Genomic DNA, 16,431 nt, shown 5'->3' with positions numbered 1-16,431 from the left:
AACTCGATGGGTATCGCTTCGCTCCACCCATCCTACAGCTAATGCTGCACGAACCCGTTGTGCAGCGTGGTGAACAACGTCCTGCCTTTCTTCACCAGATCGTATTTGCGGCCGTAGAGCAGCCAGACCGCGGTGAGGTGGCACATTCCGCCCATCATCAGCGACATCGCGGTGTAGGGATCGAGATTGCGGCGATAGGTGCCGGCGCGGATCGCCTGCTTGATCAGCTGCACGTAGCGCAGCGCGTATTTGTCGACCGCCTTCTTGACCCGCGGTTCGGCGGCCAGCACGCTCGGCCATATCTCCAGGAAGAACACGCGGCCCCAGCTAGGGTTGTCCTTGATGTACTGGAAGTTGGTCAGGAAGATGATGCGAAGCTGCTCGACCGGGTCGCCGCCCTTCACCAGCAGCGGCTCGGTCTTCTGATACAGCGCTTCGAAATTGCCCGCGGGCACGTCGAGCACCAGCGCGCGCTTGTCCTCGAAATAGTCGTAGATGCTGGAGAGCGGTATTTTCGCCACCGCAGCGACGTCGGTGAGCGAGGTGCCGTCGATGCCCCGCTGGCCGAACAGCTTGGTCGCTGCCGAGAGGATCTGCTCGCGCCGGTCGCGGCTGCGTTGTTGCTTGAGCTTGAGCGTCCCCGAAGCCACGGTCGTCTCCTCGCGTATCGCAAAAACAGTAAGGCAGCGGGATCGGAACACAAGCGCTATTGCGACGGGATACAGCGTAAGATTGCCGCTCAGATCGGCGTGTTCCGCCGTTCATGGCTGCGGAACGCGTTGCGGGCGATGATCTGTCGCATGATCTCCGATGTGCCATCGAGAATGCGAACCACGCGGGTTTCCCGCCAGATGCGCTCGATCGGCAGGTCCCTGGAATAACCGGCACCACCGAACAACTGCATGGTCATGTCGGCCACGCGCTGCACCATGTCGGCGCCGGTATATTTGGAGAGCGCGGCCGCCGCAGTGCGCGCGGCGGCGTCGCCCTGATCGTAGCGCCAGGCCGCCTCATAGGCGACATGCAGCGCGCTCGCCATGTCGGCGATCTGCCATTCGATACCCTGATGGTCGCGCAGCCTGCGTCCGAACGTCTCGCGCACCGAGACGTGATCCAGCGCGTAGTCCAAAAGCTGGCTCGCCGCACCGACGCAATACGCGCCCCAATGCGTGCGTCCGGCATCCAGGCACCGCATCGCGATCGCGAATCCGTCGCCTTCCTGGCCGAGCAGGTTCTCGCGCGGAACGCGGCAGCCCTCGAACATCACCTCGGCATGTTCGGAACCGCGCCCGGCAGCCATCTCGACCACGCGGCCGATCGAGAGGCCCGGCGTTGTCGCATCGACGACAAAGGCCGCAATGCCCTTCGCGCCCTTGGACGGGTCGAGCGTGGCGAACGCCGTGAAGACGCCGGCGACCGGTGCGTTGGTGATGTAGGTCTTGCGGCCGTCGAGCACGTAATGATCGCCATCCCGCCGTGCCCGGGTCTGGATGCGGGCGGCATCCGATCCCGCGTCCGGCTCGGTCAGCGCGAAGGCGGCGATCACACGTCCGCTGGCGAGCTCCGGCAGCCATCGGTCGCGCACCGCCGATTGCGCGAAGAACTCGATCGCCTTCGATCCGATATGAACGTTCACCCCGCTCAGATAATAGAAGGCGGTATGCGCCTTCGCGAGCTCCTCGGTCGCGATGCAGCTGCCGAGCATCGAGAGGCCGAGCCCGCCGAACTGTGTCGGCGTGTTGGTGCCGAACAATCCCATCCGGCGCAGGCCAGCCATCGCGCTGTCCGGCACGATGCCGGTCGCCTCGATCGCGGCATCGTGGGGCTGCAGCTCGCTGCGCACGAATTCGCGCATCCGGCCTTGCAGAACGCGGAGATCGTCGGGAAGCTCGAAGTGCATGGGTGCACCAGAATTCGAAGAATATTCGAAAAATGTGCGCCGCCATTCCGGCGATGTCAAGAATTTGGGCACGCGCCGAAGGACAAGGCGGCGGGTCGGATGACGCGACGCACGCGAGACCGGCAGGGAGACCTTGCCAGCGGCGTTTCCGCCGCAAGTTTGTCCATTTCTTGCGCGACAAAACCACCAGTTGTGAGTAGATGGTTTGTCACTGGGGGAAGAAATGACGCTGCACTCGTTTCGATCGACCCGTTCAGCACGCCTGATCCTCGGGCTCGCCGCAGCCCTTATGATCGGGCTCGCCTCGCCGGTATCAGCCCAACAGGCATCCGGCACCACGCTGGCCAAGGTGCTGGTGCTCGGCACCGGCGGCACGATCGCAGGGCAAGCCAATGCACGCGCCGGCAATGCCTATGATTCCGGCAAGGTCAGTGCCGCAAATCTGATCGCGGCCATTCCGGGCATCGACAAGCTCGCCGAGATCTCGGCCGAGCAGATTTCGTCGATCGGCTCGCAGGACATGAACGACAAGGTCTGGTTCGACCTCGTCAAGCGCATCCGCGCCGCCATCGACAACAAGGAGGTCGACGGCGTCGTCATCACCCATGGCACCGACACGATGGAGGAGACCGCGTTCTTCCTGCAAAGCGTGCTGGATACCGATGTGCCAATCGTGCTGGTCGGATCGATGCGGCCGTCGACCGCGATCGGCGCCGACGGCCCGGCCAATCTCTACGAGGCGATGCGGGTCGCCTCGGCGCCTGAATCCCGCGGCCGCGGTGTGCTGGTTGTGCTCAACGACACCATCCATGGCGCGCGTTGGGTGCAGAAGACCAATACCACCAGCGTCCAGACATTCCGCTCGCCCGATGCCGGGCCGGTCGGCTATGTCGACACCGGCTCGCTGCGCTTCGTGCAACCGGCCGTCGCGATCAAGACGGCGAAACTGAAGCTGCCGGATGCGCCGCCCCTGCCGCGGGTCGACATCATCTATTCGCACGCCAACATGGATGCCGCTGAAGTCGAGGATGCGGTCAAGCGCGGCGCGAAGGGCATCGTGCTGGCCGGCGTCGGCGACGGCAACTCATCGAAAGGCGCGATCGATGCGCTGGCGGCGGCGGCGAAGCAGGGTGTCGTGGTGGTGCGCTCGAGCCGGGTCGGCTCGGGCTATGTCAACCGGAACGTCGAGGTCGAGGACGACAAGCTCGGCTTTGCGGTCGCGCTCGACCTCAATCCGCAGAAGGCGCGCGTCCTGCTTGAACTCCTGATCGCCAATGGCATCACCGACCCCAGCGCGGTGCAGCAGGCGTTTGCGCGGCCTTGATCGGCGATGTGAAGTGAGCACATTTATTGGGCTCCCTCTCCCGCAACCGGGGGAGGGTTGGGGTGGGGGCTCTCTCCGCGAGTCACAACGTGGAGAGAGCCCCCACCCGGATTGCATCTGCGATGCAATCCGACCTCTCCCGCAAGCGGGAGAGGTGCAGCGAGTTCGCTGCGGGATCGCTTCAATCTGACCTCATATCGCATAGACGCGAGGCATCATGTATCTCGGGATCGATCTCGGCACCTCGGCGGTCAAGACCGTTCTCGTCGACGAAGCCCAGCGCGTGGTGGCGAGTCGCAGCCAGCCGCTGACGGTGGCCTCGCCACGTCCGGGCCATAGCGAGCAGGACCCGGCGCAATGGATCGACGCCACCTTCGCGACGTTGGACGCGCTGAAGGCGGATCATCCGGCCGAATTGGCTGCTGTCGAGGGCATCGGCCTGTCCGGCCAGATGCACGGCGCAACGCTGCTCGATGCCGATTGGAAGCCGCTGCGGCCTTGCATTCTCTGGAACGACGGGCGCTCGTCTGTGGAATGCGGCGAGCTGGAGCAGCGCTGGCCGGCCTTGCGGGCGACGACGGGCAACAAGGCGATGCCGGGCTTCACGGCGCCCAAGCTGCTGTGGGTCGCCAGGCACGAGCCAGAGATTTTCGCGGCCACCAGGCTTGTCTTGTTGCCGAAAGCCTATCTGCGCCTGGTGCTGACGGGCGAAGCGATCGAGGACATCTCGGACGCCTCGGGAACGTTGTGGCTTGATGCGGCGCGGCGGGACTGGTCCGACGCCGCGCTCGACGCGACCGGCCTGTCGCGCCGCCAGATGCCGCGACTCGTCGAGGGCTGCGCACCTGCGGCGCTGCTATCGAGCGCACTCGCGCAGCGCTGGGGCATGCGCAAGCGGCCGATGATCGCAGGCGGCGCCGGCGACAATCCGGCGGGCGCGGTCGGCATCGGCGCGATCGGGAGCGACGCTGCCTTCGTCTCGCTCGGAACTTCCGGCGCGTTGCTGGTGCCGACCCGTGCGATCGCCGCCAACCCGGCGCGCGCCGTGCACACCTTCTGTCATGCCGTTCCGGGGATGTGGATCCAGGCCGGCGCGATCCTCTCGGCGGCGTCCTGCCTTGCCTGGCTCGCGCGGCTGTTGCGGACTCCCGAGGCCGAATTGCTGGCGCCGCTCGGGATGCACCCGAAGGCGCCGTCGCCTGTCAGCTTTCTGCCCTATCTGTCCGGTGAACGGACGCCGCACGACGATCCCGATGTGCGCGGCATACTCGATGGTCTCAGCCACGGCACCGATCGCGACGCGATCGTGCAGGCCGTGCTCGAAGGCGTCGCGTTCGCGCTGGCGGATTGCCGCGACGTGCTCGCCGATAGCGGAATGGCGATCGCCGCGGTGGATGCGATCGGCGGCGGCTCGCGTTCGCGGTTCTGGCTTTCAGTGCTGGCCAATGTGCTCGACATCCCGGTGCATCGCTTTGCCGATGGCGAAACCGGGGCCGCGTTCGGCGCCGCGCGGCTCGGGCGCCTCGCGGTGAGCGGCGAGCCGGTCGAGGCCGTCTGCACGGCGCCGCAGAGGGTCGAGACGTTCGAACCCGACCGCGGGCTCGCGGAAGCCTATGCCGAGCGGCTGCCGAAATGGCGCAGCTTGTACCGGCCACGGCGCTGACGAAGGTCAGCGCGTCCTTGAAATCCACCGCCCGGAGGCTATGCCGGAACAGGTCCCTCGATCCGGTGACCTTCACGCACGGCGTCGCGATTGGCGATCCGGGCGTAATGCGCCGCGAGGTTCGGGTAGGCGCCGATATCGAAGCCGACGCGTGGCGTCCAGCCCGTCATCGCATAGAGGCCGACGTCGGCAATGGAGTAGCTCTCGCCCAACAGATAGGCGCGCGTAGCGAGGTGCTGGTCGAGAAAGGCGAAGCGCGCCCTCAGCCGCTGGCGGAAAACGTCCTTCGCCCGTTCGTCCAGCGCGGTGTAAAACAACGGGCCGAGACCTCCCTTGTGCAACTCACTGGAGAGGAAGTTCAGCCAGGCCTGCAACCTCGCCCGCTCGACGGTTCCGTGCGATGGCGCGAGCCTTCCGGTTGGGTCGCGGTCCGCGATATATTGGACGATCGCGGCTGCCTCGAGCAGGACGCTGCCATCATCGAGCGCCAAAGCCGGTATGTATCCCAGCGGGTTTATGGTTCGATAATCTCCGCCATCCGCCATCACCTTGCTTGCTTCATCGACTTTGACGCCGACAAAGAACAGACCGCTCTCGAGCAGAGCGACATGGGCCATCAGCGAGATCGTGCCCGGCGCGTAGTACAGCTTCATGCCACCATCTCTCCTGCCTCCGGCGCCGGCGCGTCGGGGGAGCTGCGCGCCGGCAAGGAGAATGGGCGAACGTTCGGCCGGGACGCAATCACGAAAATTCGCTTTGCCTTGCCGCTCCGGTTCCCGGAACGCATATCGCCTGAACCTATTGCCCTGCGCTGCGGCCTTTTGTTTAATGCACCGACGCGCGCGAGGAACCGAAAGCAACTTGCGGGTGCGACGCAACGCGGTCGGCGCGGTGGGGGGAGGCAAGATGATCGACCCGATCCTCGAGATGCGCCGGGTCTCCAAGTCCTTCTTCAGCATCAAGGCATTGCGCGGCGTCGACCTCACGGTCTATCCCGGCGAAATCCACGCGCTGATGGGCGAGAACGGCGCTGGCAAATCGACGCTGATGAAGATCCTGTCCGGCGCCTACCGGCCGGATCCGGGCGGCGAGATCCGCATCGAAGGCAAGCCCGTGCATTTCAACGGCCCGCACGCCGGCCGCGCGGCGGGTATCTCGATCATCTATCAGGAGCTGTCGCTCGCCCCCAATCTCAGCGTCGCACAGAACATCTATCTCGGCCGCGAAGTCTCGCGCTTCGGGATGCTGGCGAGGGAGGCGATGGAGGCCGGTGTCGGCCCGATCCTCGAACGGCTCGGCGCCGACTTCACGCCGTCGACGTTGGTCGCAAGTCTGTCGATGGGCCAGCGCCAGCTGGTCGAGATCGCCCGTGCGCTGCACGCCCGCTCGAAGATCCTGATCATGGACGAGCCGACCACCGCGCTGTCGGCGGGCGAGAGCGAGCGGCTGTTCGGCCTGATCCGCCGGCTCCGCGCCGAAGGCCTTGCCATCATCTACATCTCGCATCGCATGGACGAGGTCTACGCGCTCGGCGACCGCGTCACGGTGCTGCGTGACGGCACGCTGGTCGGCTCGCTCGACAAGCCCGAGATCCGCGCCGACACCATCGTCCGTCTGATGGTGGGACGCGACGTCTCGTCCTTCTACAAGAAGGAGCACGATCCCAGCAATGATGCCGACGCGCTGCGTGGTGCGCCCAGGCTCGCAGCCGTCGACATCGCCGACGGACGGCGCGTCAAGGGTTGCTCGCTGGCCGTGCATGCCGGCGAGGTCGTCGGCCTCGCCGGGCTGGTCGGCGCCGGCCGCACCGAGCTGGCGCATCTGATCATCGGTGCTGCGGCAAAAACCGCCGGCCATGTCGAGATCGAAGGACACTCCGTCGACATAAGCACGCCGGGTGAAGCGCTGGAGGCGGGCATCGCTTACCTCACCGAGGACAGGAAGGCGCTCGGCCTGTTCCTCGACATGTCCTGCCTCGACAACATCAATCTCGCGGTGCTGGGCCGCGACGCGCGGCCTGGCGGCATCCTCGACCGCGACAAGGCGCGCGACCGGGCACGGAAGGCATTCGCGGCATTGGGCATCCGTGCCGCCGACATTCGCGTTGCGGCAGGTAGCCTCTCCGGCGGCAACCAGCAAAAGGTGCTGCTGTCGCGCCTGCTTGCGACCACGCCCAAGGTGCTGATCCTCGACGAGCCGACGCGCGGCGTCGATGTCGGCGCCAAGTCCGAGATCTATTCGATCATCGACAATCTCGCGAAGGCGGGCACGGCGGTGCTGGTGATCTCGTCCGACCTGCCCGAGATCATCGGCATCTGCGACCGCGTCATCGTGATGCGCGCCGGATCGATCGTCGGCGAGATCAAGCGAACGGCGGCGGCGCCGCTCGACCAGGAGCAGATCATGGCGCTCGCAACCGGAATGGAGCAGCTCGATGCCTGATGACGGTGCTTCCGCCAAGGTCGCCGCCGCGCCCGGCCTCGTCGCCGCACAAGAGACGAGGCGCCAGCGCACGCGGCTCTTGATCCGCTCGGCCGGCATGCTGCCGGTGCTGCTGCTGCTGTGCATCGGCTTTCATCTGCTGTCGGACGGCCGCTTCTTCACTGCGCAGAATCTCGGCATCGTGGTGCAGCAGGCCGCCGTCAACACCGTGCTGGCGGCGGGCATGACCTTCGTCATCCTCACCGGCGGCATCGATCTTTCGGTCGGCTCCATCCTGGCGGCCTCGGCGATGGCGGGGCTGATCATCTCCAAATTTCCCGACCTCGGCGCGTTGTGGTTGCCGGCCGCGGTGCTCACGGGTGCCGGCTTCGGCATCCTCAATGGCGGCTTCATTGCATTGCTGCGTCTGCCGCCCTTCATCGTGACGCTGGGGTCGCTCACCGCCGTGCGCGGCGTGGCGCGGCTGCTGGGTGCCGACACCACGGTGTTCAATTCGGAGATTCCCTATGCCTTCATCGGCAACGGGTCACTGACGCTCATTCCCGGGGTGCTGTCGATCCCCTGGCTCTGGGTGATCGCGCTGCTCGTGATCGTTGCCGCCTGGCTGGTGCTGCGGCGGACCGTGCTCGGCGTGCATATCTACGCGGTCGGCGGCAATGAGAGCGCGGCGCGGCTCGCCGGCATCAAGGTCTGGGCCGTGCTGATCTTCGTCTATGCCGTGTCGGGCTTACTCGCCGGTCTCGGCGGCGCGATGCAGGCGGCGCGGCTCTACGCGGCCAATGGCCTTCAGCTCGGCCAGTCCTACGAGCTCGATGCGATCACCGCCGTGATCCTCGGTGGCACCTCCTTTGTCGGCGGCATCGGCTCGATCTGGGGTACGCTGGTCGGCGCCCTGATCATCGCCGTGCTGTCGAACGGCCTGATCCTCACCGGCGTGTCGGACGTCTGGCAATATGTGATCAAGGGCCTCGTGATCATCGGGGCGGTGGCGCTCGACCGCTACCGGCTGCAGGGCTCGGCGCGCACCTGAGCCACAACGACAGTCCGTCGCGATCACTGGTCGACGTGGCGGAGCTTCAAGCAGACCAGGGAGGAAGCCAATGTTGAAGTCGATCTCGCTTGCCGGTGCCGCTATCGCGCTCGTTCTGAGTTCCGCCCCGTCCTCGGCCAAGGAACTGAAGGCGATCGGCATCTCGCTGGGCTCACTCGGCAACCCGTTCTTCGTTGCCCTGTCGAAGGGAGCCGAGTTCGAGGCGAAGAAATCCAACCCCAACGTCAAGATCACGACTGTCGGCTTTGAATACGACCTCGGCAAGCAGGTCACCCAGATTGACAATTTCATCGCCGCCGGCGTCGATCTGATCCTGCTCAACCCGGGCGATCCCAAGGCCGTCGGGCCGGCGATCAAGAAGGCGCAGGCCGCCGGCATCATCGTCGTCGCCGTCGATACGGCGGCCGAAGGCGCCGATGCCACGGTGACCACCAACAACGTCCAGGCCGGTGAGATTTCCTGCCAATACATCGTCGACAAGCTCGGCGGCAAAGGCGACGTGATCATCGAGAACGGACCGCAGGTCTCCGCGGTGATCGACCGCGTGACCGGCTGCAAGAACGTGCTCGGCAAGAATCCAGGGATCAAGGTGCTGTCCAGCGACCAGGACGGCAAGGGTTCGCGCGAAGGCGGCCTCACCGTGGCGCAGGGCTATCTGACCCGCTTCGCCAAGATCGATGCCATCTTCGCCATCAACGACCCGCAGGCGATCGGCACCGATCTCGCTGCGCGCCAGCAGAACCGCAGCGGCATTGTCATCACCGCGGTCGACGGCGCGCCCGATATCGAGGCCGCACTCAAGGATCCCGGTTCGCCGCAAATCCAGGCGTCATCCTCGCAGGACCCATTCTTCATGGCGCGTCGCGCGGTGCAGATCGGGGTCGGCCTGCTCAACGGCCAGAAGCCTGCCTCGACCGTCGAGCTGTTGCCGTCAAAACTCGTGACGCGCGACAACATCGCCGACTACAAGGGCTGGACGTCGAACCGTTCGCAATAGCGCACACGGCGCGGGCGCAGCGGCGGCTCAACAGGCATTGGCGCGATATATCGTCAGTTTTGACGCACCGCCCGCGGGCCTCGCCGCCGCTGGTTCAGGGGACGCTTGCGCTGCTCGCCGCGCCGCGAGCAGCAGGCCGCGGGCCTCCGCGATCCGTGACATCACGGTGGTGACGGGAACGCCGGTGACCTCCGCGATCTCCTTGTAGGTGAGATCGATCACTTCGCGCAGGGCGATGACCTCGCCGAGCGGCGCGGGCAGGTTATCGACGAGTTGCCGCATTGTCGGCATGGCACGCCGGCCGAACTTCTCCTTGTTGCCGGAATTGTCCGCCGGTGAGCCGCGCCGGCCGAGCGCTTCGCCAAGTCTTTCGTGGCAGACGGTTTTGAGGATCGCGAGCAGCCACGGCCTGACGGCCGGACCGCGAAGGCCGTCGAACAGGCGCAGTGCGCGCTGGTAGCACTCCTGCACGGCCTGTTCGGCATCCGCCTCGGTCCGCATCAGGACTTGGGCGAACGCATAGGCATCGTCGAGCCAGGGCAGGGCGGCGTCACGAAACTGCTGCGCCGTTTTATTCCCGGCTTTCGCGCTTCGCATCATAGGGTTGCATCTCGTGAATAGCTTTACCGTCAATCGGCGGAGTGGTATCAGGCTCCCTGCCGGAGTCGTGGACCGTCGCGCCAAGCGTAGGGACAGGAACGACATGCCAACGCCGGGCAGCAAGCGATCGATCGCGTCTGCGTCGTGATCGATCGGGCGTTCGGAGCACGGATCATGTCCGAGACACAGGTGCCCAACCGGTTCTCGATCTTCCATCACGGGCTGGCGAAGGGGCCGGCCTATGAGGCGTGGCGCGAGGGCATTTGCCGCGGCTTCTGCCGGCTCGACGTCGGTCCGACCGACGACAACCGCATCGATTGCCACAACGAGTTCACGCTGCTGCATACGGTTGCCATCGCGACGCCGCGCGGCGGCTCGGCCCGCTTTGCGCGGACCCGCGCGCTTCTGGACGATGGCTGCGACGACCTGGTGCTGATCTTCGCGACCCGCGGCACGGTGCAGGTCACACAAGCAAGCAAGGCGATCGAGATCGCGCGCGGCCAGATGTGCCTCACCGAGATGAACATCGTCGGCACTGCCGACCTCACCCAGTCCGGCAGTTTTACAACGACGCGGTTTCCGCGGCGCCTGCTGCTCCAGGTCGCGCCATCAGCGGAAACGCAATTGGCGCGCCCGCTCGGGCGCGATCCTGCCATGAGTGCGATGATCGAGCGCTATTCCGCGCTGTGCACCGAGCTCGCCGGCGATCTCGACATGTCGGGCCGGCAGGCGGCGGCGCATCATCTCGCAGATCTCGTCGGTCTCGTGCTCGGCAGCAGCGCCGAGCAGAAGGAACTGGCGGCACGCGATGGCGTGGCAAAGGCGCGGTTCGATCTGATGAAGGCCGATGTCCTGAAGAATCTCGACAATGGCAAGCTCACGATCGAGGCCGTAGCGAAGGCGAACGCGCTCAGCACGCGGCAGGCGCAACGGCTGTTCGCGTCGGAAGGGACCACCTTCTCGGAATTCGTGCTCGAGCAGCGCCTGCTGCTGGCGCGCCGGCTCTTGCTGCACGAACAGGGCGCCGGCCGCAAGGTCAGCGACATCGCCTACACGGTCGGCTTCAACGACCTGTCCTATTTCCACCGCTCATTCCGCAGAAAGTTCGGCGTGGCTCCGGCGGAGATGCAGATGGAACTGGGGCGCCGGCATTGAACGTCTTCCGCTGCTGACGTAGAGCAGAGACCTGGCTTCACCCCAACGCGTGCGATCCAAATGGCTCTCTGGTCCTGTGAACAATGCGGCGCTCAATTTCCCGACACCGCGGCGCCGCCGCCGTGCTGCCCGATCTGCGAGGACGAGCGGCAATACGTGAACTGGAACGGGCAGGCGTGGCTGACCCGCGAGGAGCTCGCGCAGCGGCACAAGCTGGTCTGGCGCGACGACCTCGGCCTCGTCGGATTGGCGCTCGAGCCGTCGTTTGCGATCGGGCAGCGCGCGCTGCTGGTGCCGGATCGCGGCGGCTGCGTGATGTGGGACTGCGTGCCGCTGGCGACCGCCGAGGCGATCGCGCATGTCAGATCGCTCGGCGGACTGAAGGCGATCGCGATCTCGCATCCGCATTACTATGGCGCGGTTGCCGACTGGAGCGCGGCATTCGACGACGCACCGGTCTATCTGCACGGCGATGACGCGCAATGGGTGACGCGGCCCTATCGGTCGATCGTGCCGTGGCAGGGCGACAGCCATCGCATCTCCGACGACATCCTGCTGGTGCGCGGCGGCGGACATTTCGCCGGCGCCACCATGCTGCACTGGGGCAAGGGCGCTGACGGGCGCGGTGCGCTCCTGACCGGCGACATCGCGATGGTCGCGATGGATCGCCGCTCGGTCAGCTTCATGTACTCCTATCCGAACTATATCCCGCTCAATGCCACAGCGGTCCGCCGCGTCGCGCGCGCGGTCGCGCCGCTGGCGTATGATCGGATCTACGGCGCCTGGTGGGGCAAGAACATCGCCTCCGACGCCAAGGCGGCGTTCGACCGTTCGGTCGAGCGTTATATCGCCGCGATCTCGGACTGACGGTTCCCCACGCTTGGCTTGCCAGCCGGCGCGATCGCGCTATATCAGGGCTTTCCCGCCACTTCAGGTTTGTCCGAGTTTTCCGCATGACCACAACTGCTGCCGCCGCCGAATCCCAGCCGTTCCAGGCCGAGGTTGCCGAATTGCTGCACCTGATGGTGCATTCGGTCTATTCCGAGACCGATATTTTCCTGCGCGAATTGATCTCGAACGCGTCGGATGCCTGCGACAAGCTGCGCTACGAGGCAATCGCCAATCCCGCCCTGATCACCGACGGCACGCCGCCTGAAATCAGGATCGTGCCGAACAAGGCGGCCGACACGCTGTCCGTGATCGATACCGGCATCGGCATGGAGCGGCAGGAACTGATCGACAATCTCGGCACCATCGCGCGCTCCGGCACCAAATCGTTCCTGTCGAAGCTGACCGAGGCCAAGGACGGCGCCAATCTGATCGGCCAGTTCGGCGTCGGCTTCTACGCCGCCTTCATGGTCGCCGACAAAATCATCGTCACCAGCCGCCGCGCCGGCAGTGACGAGGTATGGGTCTGGACGTCGGAGGGCGGCAGCGGCTTCGAGATCGCACCGGCGAGCGAGGAGGCGGCTCAGCGCGTCGCGCGCGGCACCGAGATCGTGCTGCATCTGAAAAAGGACGCCGCCAAATATCTCGAGGCTTACGAGATCGAGCGCATCGTCCGCGAATATTCCGACAACATCCAGTTTCCGATCCTGCTGGTGCCGGAGGAGGGCGAGCCGCGCCAGATCAACTCGGCGAGCGCGCTGTGGCAGCGCTCGAAATCCGAGCTCAAGCCGGAAGACTATGCGCAGGCCTACAAGCAGATCGCGGGCGCCTTCGACGAACCGGCGATGACGCTGCATTACCGCGCCGAGGGCCGGCAGTCCTATGCCGTGCTGCTGTTCGCGCCGTCGCAAAAGCCGTTCGACCTGTTCCAGGTCGAGCGCAAGGGCAAGGTCAAGCTCTATGTCCGCCGCGTCTTCATCGCCGACGATGCCGAGCTGTTGCCGGCGTATCTGCGCTTCATCCGCGGCGTGATCGACAGCGAGGACCTGCCGCTCAACATCTCGCGCGAGATGCTGCAGAACAATCCGCAGCTCGCGCAGATCCGTAAAGCCGTCACCAGCCGCGTCGTGAGCGAGCTCGAGACGCTGGGCGAGAAGGAGCCGGAGACCTTCGCGAAGATCTGGGACGCGTTCGGCCCTGTCATCAAGGAAGGCCTGTGGGAGGATTTCGAGCGCCGCGAGAAGCTGCTGGCGCTGGCGCGTTTCACCACGACGTCGGGCGAGAACCGCTCGCTGAAGCAGGTTGTCGACGACTTCAAGCCGAACCAGACCGAGATCTATTACCTGGTCGGCGACAGCGTCGAGCGGCTGAAGTCGAACCCGAAGCTGGAATCGGCGCGCGCCCGCGGCATCGAGGTGCTGCTGCTCACCGATCCCGTCGATGCATTCTGGACCTCGGCGCCGATCGACTTCGGCGGCAAGCCGCTGAAGTCGCTGAGCCAGGGCGATGTCGATTTCGGCCTGATCCCGCTGGCCGACGACAAGGCCGACGACAAGAAGGACGAGCCCGCCGCCGATGCCGCGACCACGATCGCGATGATCAAGGATGCGCTGGGCGAGCGTGTCTCCGACGTCCGTGCCTCGCAGCGGCTGACCTCGAGCGCGTCATGCCTGGTCGCCGGCGGCGATGCGCGCGATCGCGCGCTGGAGCGGCTGCTCGCCCAGCAGAACCGTGGCGAGATCACCAAACCGATCCTCGAGATCAATCTCCGCCACCCGCTGGTCGCAGCGCTCGCGACCGACGGGGCGCAGGCCAGGGATCTTTCGCTCCTGCTGTTCGAGCAGGCGCAGATCCTCGACGGCGAGATGCCCGCCGACCCCGCCGCCTTCGCCAGCCGCATGAACCAGCTCGTGCTGCGCGGCTTGGGGAAGGCCTAGCGTGTAGCTCTCTCAACCCGTCATACTGAGGAGCGCCAACGGGTCCGCGCGAAGCGCGGCCCGATGACAGGCTCCGCGCGTCTCGAAGGATGTACGGCCGCGCTGTTGCAGCGGGGCCGTCCTGCTTCGAGACGGCCGCTACGCGGCCTCCTCAGCATGACGGGACTAAGAGCATTGCCAGTTGCCAGCAGATGCCCCGGATTTCGCTTCGCTCCATCCGCGCGCGGCGGCTCAGCCGATCGTGGTCGCGTCCGGCTGCGGATTGCCGAGATCGTCGGTCGGCACCAGCTGCTGGGTGAAGGCCGAGACATAGGCCGCCCATTCCGGCTCGCCGAGATCGACCATGACCGCGCCGTCCTGCCAGATGTCGTTGTGGTCGTTGGAATCATCGCCCGGGCGATGGATGAAGCCCTTGCTCGAGCCCTGGTTGAGATGGACGTCGTGCAGGCCGTCGCCCTGCGCGTAGAAGCGGCCGAAGATGTAGACGTCGCGGCTCTCCTGAAGCGCGCGCGACAGCAGCCGCTTCAGCGTCGCCGCCGGCTCGGTGTCGTCGGAGCCGTCCATCACGTCGCTGTCGCGCCATTTGCCGGTATTGTCGAGCAGGTTGCTGCGCAGGAAATCGAGCGCCGGCAATTTCTTCTGCCCGGTCAGATCCTGCGAGCCGGCGCTTGCGGCCGCAAGTGTCTGGATGATCGGATGGCGGAAGTCGAACACCAGCTTGTATTTCAGCAAATCGTCTGCGTCATTGGTGCCGACATTGATGGCAACGTCCCATTGCTCGCCGTCGACGTCGAGATTGCAGTGCAGATGATATTGCGTCTCGTGCCCGTGGTGCGACGGCTTCAGCTTGGGCTCGGAGGTCACCTTGGTCTTGACGAATCCGTAGGCGAGGGGCACGGCGCGATCCTTTCCGGTTCAAGCGGGCATTTTTCCCAACCTACAACCTGAGATGAGACGCGCGCGTGAAGCGGCCCACAATTGTGCGGCGCCTTTTCGTGACGGTAGCGGCGCGCGCGTGCGGGAAGCCGCCATCTCGGGTGAAAGCAGCTCCCATCTTGACAAAGCTCTCGGCTACTGATGTTATGTTATAACATTACATTCTAGCGAATGCTCATGTCCCGCCGCCGCCCATCCCTCCAGCAACTGTTTGATCTCGATGCAGAAACTCCCCGTCACCATCTTGTCCGGCTTCCTCGGGGCTGGAAAGACCACTTTGCTGAACTACGTCCTGAACAACCGCCACGGCCTGAAGGTTGCGGTGATTGTGAACGACATGAGCGAGGTGAACATCGACGCCGACCTCGTTCGCGGTGGCGGTGCGAACCTGTCCCGGACTGACGAAAAACTGGTCGAGATGAGTAATGGCTGCATCTGCTGCACCCTGCGCGACGATCTGTTGAAAGAGGTGCGCGCGCTCGCCGAGAGCGGACGGTTCGATTATCTGCTGATCGAATCGACAGGGATTTCCGAGCCGCTGCCGGTCGCCGCGACCTTCGAGTTTCGCGATCAAGATGGCGCGAGCCTGTCCGACGTCGCGCGGCTCGACACCATGGTCACGGTGGTCGATGCCGCCAATCTGTTGAAGGACTATGCCTCGACCGATTTCCTCAGCGCGCGCGGCGAGGCGCTCGACGGCGACAAGCGCACGCTGGTCGACCTCCTGGTCGAGCAGATCGAGTTCGCCGACGTCGTCGTGCTGAACAAGATCGGTGCTGCAACCCCCGCGCAGCGCGAGGCGGCCCGCACCATCGTGCGCGCGCTCAATCCGGATGCCGACATCATCGATGCCGATTTCGCAAGGGTGCCCTTCGACCGCGTGCTCGACACCGGCCGCTTCGACCATGAGCGCGCGCAGCAGCATCCGCTGTGGCACAAGGAGCTCTACGGTTTTGCCGAGCATGTGCCGGAGACCGAGGAGTACGGCATCACGAGCTTCGTCTTTCGCGCACGGCGCCCGTTCGATCCAATGCGGTTTCATGGCTTCCTGCGCGAGAGTTGGCAGGGGGTGATCCGCGCCAAGGGCCATTTCTGGATCGCGACGCGGCCGGACTGGTGCGGCGAGCTGAGCCAGGCCGGCGCGATCGTCCGCACCGAAGGCCTCGGCTCATGGTGGGCCGCGATCCCGCGCGAGCGCTGGCCGGATCATCCCGATTGGCAGCTGATGATGCAGCGAAGCTGGAATGACCTCTATGGCGATCGCCGCCAGGAGTTGGTGTTCATCGGCTCCGGCATGAACGAGGACGACATTCGCCGCCGGCTCGATGCCTGCCTGGTCACCGGCAAGCCCGGCATGGACCCGAAGGCGTGGGCAGCGCTGCGCGATCCGTTTCCGCCGTGGCGACGGGCGGGCGAGGCGGCGTGAGGCAGCAGGGCGGTAGCCCGGATTTCGCTTCGCTGCATCCGGGCTTCTGTAACGGGCCTTGGTTAGTCAATCCCTTTTCGCGTCATCCACTCGCCGGGCACTTGCTTCTGTA

At 65.5% G+C, this 16,431-nt stretch carries 14 protein-coding genes; 9 read left to right on the top strand and 5 right to left on the bottom strand.

All coding sequences use genetic code 11. The features are described from left to right. Window positions 1-38: 38 nt before the first annotated feature. A complete protein-coding gene (locus QMZ05_RS01160; protein WP_353699100.1) occupies window positions 39-650 on the bottom strand; it encodes a TetR/AcrR family transcriptional regulator in 612 nt (203 codons plus the stop codon). An 89-nt stretch (window positions 651-739) separates the two neighbouring features. Further along, entirely contained in the window at window positions 740-1,900 is a 1,161-nt protein-coding gene (locus QMZ05_RS01155) for an acyl-CoA dehydrogenase family protein (RefSeq protein ID WP_353699099.1), read from the bottom strand. A gap of 223 nt (window positions 1,901-2,123) precedes the next feature. Here QMZ05_RS01155 and QMZ05_RS01150 point away from each other — a divergent pair, with 223 nt between their 5' ends. Both QMZ05_RS01150 and xylB read left to right on the top strand, forming a co-directional pair. After that, the gene (locus tag QMZ05_RS01150) at window positions 2,124-3,224 is read left to right on the top strand and encodes an asparaginase (protein WP_353699098.1); all 1,101 of its coding nucleotides are present in this window, start codon (window positions 2,124-2,126) and stop codon (window positions 3,222-3,224) included. A 217-nt stretch (window positions 3,225-3,441) separates the two neighbouring features. Beyond that, window positions 3,442-4,887: a xylulokinase gene (gene xylB, locus QMZ05_RS01145; RefSeq protein WP_353699097.1), complete on the top strand. Its 1,446-nt coding sequence runs from the start codon at window positions 3,442-3,444 to the stop codon at window positions 4,885-4,887. Between the two features lie 38 nt (window positions 4,888-4,925). On the opposite strand, the gene QMZ05_RS01140 is transcribed toward xylB, so the two are convergent. Continuing rightward, the gene (locus tag QMZ05_RS01140; protein ID WP_353699096.1) at window positions 4,926-5,846 is read right to left on the bottom strand and encodes a glutathione binding-like protein; all 921 of its coding nucleotides are present in this window, start codon (window positions 5,844-5,846) and stop codon (window positions 4,926-4,928) included. Between QMZ05_RS01140 and QMZ05_RS01135 the strand changes: the two genes are divergently transcribed. From QMZ05_RS01135 to QMZ05_RS01125, 3 genes are all read left to right on the top strand, one after another. Next, window positions 5,794-7,329 carry a sugar ABC transporter ATP-binding protein gene (locus tag QMZ05_RS01135; RefSeq protein ID WP_353699095.1) on the top strand — a complete coding sequence of 512 codons (1,536 nt, stop codon included), beginning with the start codon at window positions 5,794-5,796 and terminating at the stop codon, window positions 7,327-7,329. The two genes, QMZ05_RS01140 and QMZ05_RS01135, sit on opposite strands and share 53 nt — an antisense overlap. Next, complete coding sequence (locus QMZ05_RS01130) at window positions 7,322-8,359, top strand: ribose ABC transporter permease (RefSeq protein ID WP_353699094.1); 1,038 nt, start codon at window positions 7,322-7,324, stop codon at window positions 8,357-8,359. Before QMZ05_RS01135 ends, QMZ05_RS01130 begins: the two co-directional genes overlap by 8 nt. A gap of 70 nt (window positions 8,360-8,429) precedes the next feature. Next, window positions 8,430-9,377, top strand: a complete 948-nt coding sequence (locus QMZ05_RS01125; protein ID WP_353699093.1) for an ABC transporter substrate-binding protein — start codon at window positions 8,430-8,432, stop codon at window positions 9,375-9,377. Window positions 9,378-9,404: 27 nt separating this feature from the next. Here QMZ05_RS01125 and QMZ05_RS01120 read toward each other — a convergent pair whose 3' ends face one another. Next, window positions 9,405-10,082, bottom strand: a complete 678-nt coding sequence (locus QMZ05_RS01120; RefSeq protein ID WP_353699092.1) for a sigma factor-like helix-turn-helix DNA-binding protein — start codon at window positions 10,080-10,082, stop codon at window positions 9,405-9,407. Window positions 10,083-10,151: 69 nt separating this feature from the next. Here QMZ05_RS01120 and QMZ05_RS01115 point away from each other — a divergent pair, with 69 nt between their 5' ends. From QMZ05_RS01115 to htpG, 3 genes are all read left to right on the top strand, one after another. Next, the gene (locus tag QMZ05_RS01115; protein ID WP_353699091.1) at window positions 10,152-11,132 is read left to right on the top strand and encodes a helix-turn-helix domain-containing protein; all 981 of its coding nucleotides are present in this window, start codon (window positions 10,152-10,154) and stop codon (window positions 11,130-11,132) included. Window positions 11,133-11,192: 60 nt separating this feature from the next. Next, window positions 11,193-11,999 (top strand): MBL fold metallo-hydrolase, encoded by an 807-nt coding sequence (locus tag QMZ05_RS01110; RefSeq protein ID WP_353699090.1) that lies wholly within the window; start codon window positions 11,193-11,195, stop codon window positions 11,997-11,999. Window positions 12,000-12,085: 86 nt separating this feature from the next. Then, window positions 12,086-13,957, top strand: a complete 1,872-nt coding sequence (gene htpG / locus QMZ05_RS01105) for a molecular chaperone HtpG (RefSeq protein ID WP_353699089.1) — start codon at window positions 12,086-12,088, stop codon at window positions 13,955-13,957. Between the two features lie 231 nt (window positions 13,958-14,188). On the opposite strand, the gene QMZ05_RS01100 is transcribed toward htpG, so the two are convergent. Continuing rightward, window positions 14,189-14,854, bottom strand: a complete 666-nt coding sequence (locus QMZ05_RS01100) for a DUF2278 family protein (RefSeq protein WP_353699088.1) — start codon at window positions 14,852-14,854, stop codon at window positions 14,189-14,191. A gap of 259 nt (window positions 14,855-15,113) precedes the next feature. Between QMZ05_RS01100 and zigA the strand changes: the two genes are divergently transcribed. Continuing rightward, window positions 15,114-16,319 carry a zinc metallochaperone GTPase ZigA gene (gene zigA / locus QMZ05_RS01095; RefSeq protein WP_353699087.1) on the top strand — a complete coding sequence of 402 codons (1,206 nt, stop codon included), beginning with the start codon at window positions 15,114-15,116 and terminating at the stop codon, window positions 16,317-16,319. The last annotated feature ends 112 nt before the right edge of the window (window positions 16,320-16,431 follow it).

It is taken from the genome of Bradyrhizobium sp. INPA03-11B (assembly GCF_040446015.1).
Taxonomy (GTDB): Bacteria; Pseudomonadota; Alphaproteobacteria; order Rhizobiales; family Xanthobacteraceae; genus Bradyrhizobium; species Bradyrhizobium macuxiense_A.
The sequence above is the reverse complement of the archived record's forward strand: the minus strand, read 5'-3'. Positions and strand labels throughout refer to the sequence as shown.

Bases quoted from the DNA above. Each gene is read 5' to 3' on its own strand.
- QMZ05_RS01155 (WP_353699099.1), bottom strand. From the start codon at position 1,900: ATGCACTTCGAGCTTCCCGACGATCTCCGCGTTCTGCAAGGCCGGATG.
- QMZ05_RS01130 (WP_353699094.1), top strand. From the start codon at position 7,322: ATGCCTGATGACGGTGCTTCCGCCAAGGTCGCCGCCGCGCCCGGCCTC.
- QMZ05_RS01120 (WP_353699092.1), bottom strand. From the start codon at position 10,082: ATGTCGTTCCTGTCCCTACGCTTGGCGCGACGGTCCACGACTCCGGCA.
- QMZ05_RS01135 (WP_353699095.1), top strand. From the start codon at position 5,794: ATGATCGACCCGATCCTCGAGATGCGCCGGGTCTCCAAGTCCTTCTTC.
- QMZ05_RS01140 (WP_353699096.1), bottom strand. From the start codon at position 5,846: ATGCTGAAGAAGGACTTGGAGACCCGGCGCATCTCGAGGATCGGGTCG.
- htpG (WP_353699089.1), top strand. From the start codon at position 12,086: ATGACCACAACTGCTGCCGCCGCCGAATCCCAGCCGTTCCAGGCCGAG.
- QMZ05_RS01110 (WP_353699090.1), top strand. From the start codon at position 11,193: ATGGCTCTCTGGTCCTGTGAACAATGCGGCGCTCAATTTCCCGACACC.
- xylB (WP_353699097.1), top strand. From the start codon at position 3,442: ATGTATCTCGGGATCGATCTCGGCACCTCGGCGGTCAAGACCGTTCTC.
- QMZ05_RS01150 (WP_353699098.1), top strand. From the start codon at position 2,124: ATGACGCTGCACTCGTTTCGATCGACCCGTTCAGCACGCCTGATCCTC.
- zigA (WP_353699087.1), top strand. From the start codon at position 15,114: ATGCAGAAACTCCCCGTCACCATCTTGTCCGGCTTCCTCGGGGCTGGA.
- QMZ05_RS01125 (WP_353699093.1), top strand. From the start codon at position 8,430: ATGTTGAAGTCGATCTCGCTTGCCGGTGCCGCTATCGCGCTCGTTCTG.
- QMZ05_RS01115 (WP_353699091.1), top strand. From the start codon at position 10,152: ATGTCCGAGACACAGGTGCCCAACCGGTTCTCGATCTTCCATCACGGG.